General features: G+C 46.3%; 3 protein-coding genes. All 3 read right to left on the bottom strand.

Features of this window, described 5'->3' with window-relative positions; all coding sequences use genetic code 11:
* Positions 1-512: 512 nt before the first annotated feature.
* Positions 513-1,640, bottom strand: coding sequence for a carboxynorspermidine decarboxylase (gene nspC, locus RHS_RS26455; RefSeq protein WP_047834853.1), 1,128 nt, complete (start codon positions 1,638-1,640; stop codon positions 513-515).
* 15 nt (positions 1,641-1,655) lie between these two features.
* On the bottom strand, positions 1,656-2,858 hold the full coding sequence (locus RHS_RS26460) for a saccharopine dehydrogenase family protein (RefSeq protein WP_047834854.1): 1,203 nt from the start codon (positions 2,856-2,858) through the stop codon (positions 1,656-1,658).
* A 73-nt stretch (positions 2,859-2,931) separates the two neighbouring features.
* The gene (gene speB, locus RHS_RS26465; RefSeq protein WP_047834855.1) at positions 2,932-3,795 is read right to left on the bottom strand and encodes an agmatinase; all 864 of its coding nucleotides are present in this window, start codon (positions 3,793-3,795) and stop codon (positions 2,932-2,934) included.
* Positions 3,796-3,873 lie beyond the last annotated feature (78 nt).

Consider the following 3,873-nt stretch of genomic DNA (forward strand, 5'->3'; position numbering starts at 1 on the left):
ATCCAGAAAAAGTAGCAAACTTTCATCTCCTTTTACGCTTAAATAGCCGAAACATACTACGCTACATCCAATAAAGAACAGCCTGCCACAGCCCAGGGGTCCAACCATGCTGAGAAATTCAGCTTTGTGGCGGTAACATGAATCTCGGAAAGATGGGAGTGGGAAACTTGTATGGACGGAGGAAGCGTAGAGCAGAGCTGAGTATTTACTTAGCTTTTCGAAGTGTCTTTTGGCGGATAGTATTCGACTGGCTCCCATCGGATACTAAGCGGGTACTGAACCGAGAAATGCATCAGGATTTCTCGGTGAATACCCGCGTGCCGCCAAAAAGCGCTTCGGAAAGGTTAGAAAATACCAGTTCTGCGGCCAGCTGACGGAGTCCATACAAGTTTCCCACTCCCATCTTTCCGTTGCACTATCTACATCTACAAAGCGTCCCCTTCCTCAGCTAAACTCAAATATAAGTCATTTAATAGAACCCTATAAAACGTTCGCTCTAGTCTAAGCAGAGGTCAGGATAATCGGTTTTTAAAATCTTCATAACCAAATTCATGGATGATCCGGCAGTCTCCGTTTTCCTCCTGAAGTGCTATAGCAGGCAGAGCCATTCCATTGAAGGTATTGTTTTTGACCATGGAATAGATAGCCATATCTGCGAATACCAGGCGATCCCCCGGCTTTAGGGGAGCATCAAAGGAATAATCCCCAATGACATCCCCAGCCAGGCAGGTTGGACCAGCCAGACGGAAGGTACAGGGTTTCTTACCAGGTTCTTCCGAATGAAGCAGTGGGGGACGATAAGGCATTTCAAGTACGTCCGGCATATGGCAGGCTGCGGAGGTGTCTAAGATTGCAATCTGAATTTCATTCTGCAGGGTTTCCAAAACAGTAGTTACCAGATAACCGGCATTTAAAGCCACTGCTTCTCCGGGCTCCAGATAGACCTGAACCTGATACGTTTCCTGAATGCGTCTGATACAGGATTCTAAAGCAGCAATGTCATAACCGGGTCTGGTAATGTGGTGCCCGCCTCCAAAATTCAACCACTTCATCTGAGAGAGCCAGGGACCAAATTTTTCTTCTACGGCTTTCACGGTATCCAGTAAAGCGTCTGAATCCTGTTCGCATAAAGTGTGGAAATGAAGTCCTTCCACTCCATCCAGGAGCTCAGGACGAAAATTAGCGGGCGTAATTCCAAGCCGGGAGCCGGGAGCACAGGGATCATAGATCTCGTGCCCTTCCTGGGTAGAAAATTCCGGATTTATACGTAAACCGATACTGCAGCCTTTTTCTCGTGCCCTTGCCCCAAACCGTTCCAGCTGTGAAAAGGAATTAAACACGATATGGCCGCAAAGAGAAGCGATTTCATCAAATTCGTCTTCCCGGTAAGCCGGGGAGAAAATATGATTCTCTTTTACCATCTCTTCGGCTCCCAGCTTTGCTTCATAGAGCCCGCTGGCGGTAGTACCGTTTAGGTATTCGCCGATCATAGGATATACCGCATACATGGAAAATGCTTTTTGCGCCAGGAGAATTTTGCAGCCGGTATGACTGGTCACACTTTTCAGAATTTCCAGGTTACGGCGCAATTGCTTTTGATCCACCACATAGCAGGGCGTTGGTAAATGTTCGAACTTCATAAATCCTCCTGTATACTAATCTACCAGTTCCGGGTTCTCTGAAATCTTCCATGGCAGTCCCCATTTATTCAGGGCATCCATGTATGGATCAGGGTCAAATTCTTCAATATTATAGACACCGGCTTTCTTCCAGGTTCCGGTCATCAGCATCATGGCGCCGATCATGGCAGGCACTCCGGTTGTGTAAGCGACTGCCTGGGAACCTACTTCCTCATAACATTTTTCATGGTCACAGGTATTGTAAATGTAGATCTTCTTCTCCACACCGTCTTTTTTTCCAATAAAAATATTACCGATGTTCGTTTTTCCTTTTGTACGGGGACCAAGAGAAGAGGGATCAGGAAGAACCGCCTTTAAAAACTGCAGAGGGACAATTTCTTTTCCTTCATACATAATTGGTTCTATGGAAGTCATGCCAACATTCTCAAGACACTTTAAATGGGTCAGATAACTCTGTCCAAAGGTCATAAAGAAGCGGATTCTCTTGATTCCGGGCATATTCAGTGCCAGTGATTCAATTTCCTCATGATGAAGCAGGTACATGTCTTTTTCACCTATTTCCGGGAAATTGTAGACACGCTTGATTTCCATTGGTTTTGTCTCAATCCAGTGGCCGTCTTCCCAATAGGAACCATTTGCGGAAACTTCGCGAATATTAATTTCCGGGTTGAAGTTGGTGGCAAAGGGATAGCCGTGGTCTCCGGCATTGCAGTCAAGAATATCGATGTAGTTAATTTCATCAAAGTAATGTTTCAGTGCATAAGCGGAGAATACGCCGGTTACACCCGGATCAAAGCCGCTGCCCAGAAGTGCGGTGATACCTGCTTTTTCAAATTTCTCCCGGTATGCCCACTGCCATTTATATTCAAACTTGGCGGTATCTTCCGGTTCATAATTGGCGGTGTCAACATAGTTTGTCCTGGTAGCCAGGCAGGCATCCATAATAGTAAGATCCTGGTATGGCAATGCCAGATTCAGTACCACATCCGGCTGAACTTTTTCAATCAATGTAATCAGTTCTTCTACATTATTAGCATCAACACTTGCTGTTGTAATCTTTGTTTTTGTTTCAGCGGATAATTTTTCTTTCAGTGCATCGCATTTTGATATTGTACGGCTGGCAATGCAGATTTCTTCAAATACGCTGCTGTTTTGGCAGCATTTGTGGATGGCAACGCTTGCAACACCGCCGCATCCGATAATGAGTGTTTTTCCCATATTTGTAATCCTCCTAATTTAAATGGTAATATAGTAACTATTTAGCAGGTCTGCGCATGTACTGCGCTGACCGTTAACCTGCCTGTTCAAGTGACAACAGCAGTTCCCGGACTACTTTGCAGGCAGTTGCAGTAGAGATGCCGCTCTGGTCATATGAAGGGCAGAGCTCATTCACATCGCATCCCACAATGTTTGCACCGGAGCAGACGGTTATAATGGCGTTCAGTAATTGCATAAAGGTTACACCTCCGGCTTCCGGGGTTCCGGTTCCTGGAAAGATGCCTGGATCCAGTACATCCAGGTCAATGGTAAAGTAAACCGGTTTTCCTTTCAGAGACTCCACGGTTTCTGAAAGACCGTCAAAGTTAAACTTGCGGGTGTTCACGTGGCCCTGGCTGCCCCAGCTAAATTCTTCCCGGTCACCGGAACGGATGCCGAATTGATAGATCTTCCCATCTCCAACCAGTTCCCAGCATCTGCGAAGAACACAGGCATGGGAAAGCTGTGCACCCAGATAATCTTCCCTGAGATCAGCATGAGCATCAAAATGAATAATATGCAGATCGGGGTACTTGTCAAAAACTGCCCGGACAGCGCCTAAAGTAACCAGATGTTCCCCGCCGATGAGCAGAGGCAGTTTCCCGTCCTGCAGGATTGTTGCTGCACGGTCCTGTATATCCTGCAGGGCAAGTGCAGTATCTCCGAAGCAAAGTTCAAGATCACCGCTGTCAAAAATCTGCATGTCACTCAGGTCTTTATCCTGATAAGGGCTATAGGTTTCCAGACCAAAGGATTCGGATCTGATCGCCTTGCTTCCGAAACGGGTACCCGGACGGAAAGAAGTGGTAGAGTCAAACGGAGCCCCAAACAGAACAATCTTTGCATCCGAATACTCTGCGTCACAACCGATAAAAGTTTCTATATTTTTATTCAACATCTCTTAATAACTCCTCTACATAAGCTGGTAGTGCAAAAGCTCCGGCATGCACCCGGGGTGTATAGTAACGGGTGTTAA

It is taken from the genome of Robinsoniella sp. RHS (genome assembly GCF_001029355.1).
In the GTDB taxonomy this organism is placed as follows: domain Bacteria; phylum Bacillota; class Clostridia; order Lachnospirales; family Lachnospiraceae; genus Robinsoniella; species Robinsoniella peoriensis.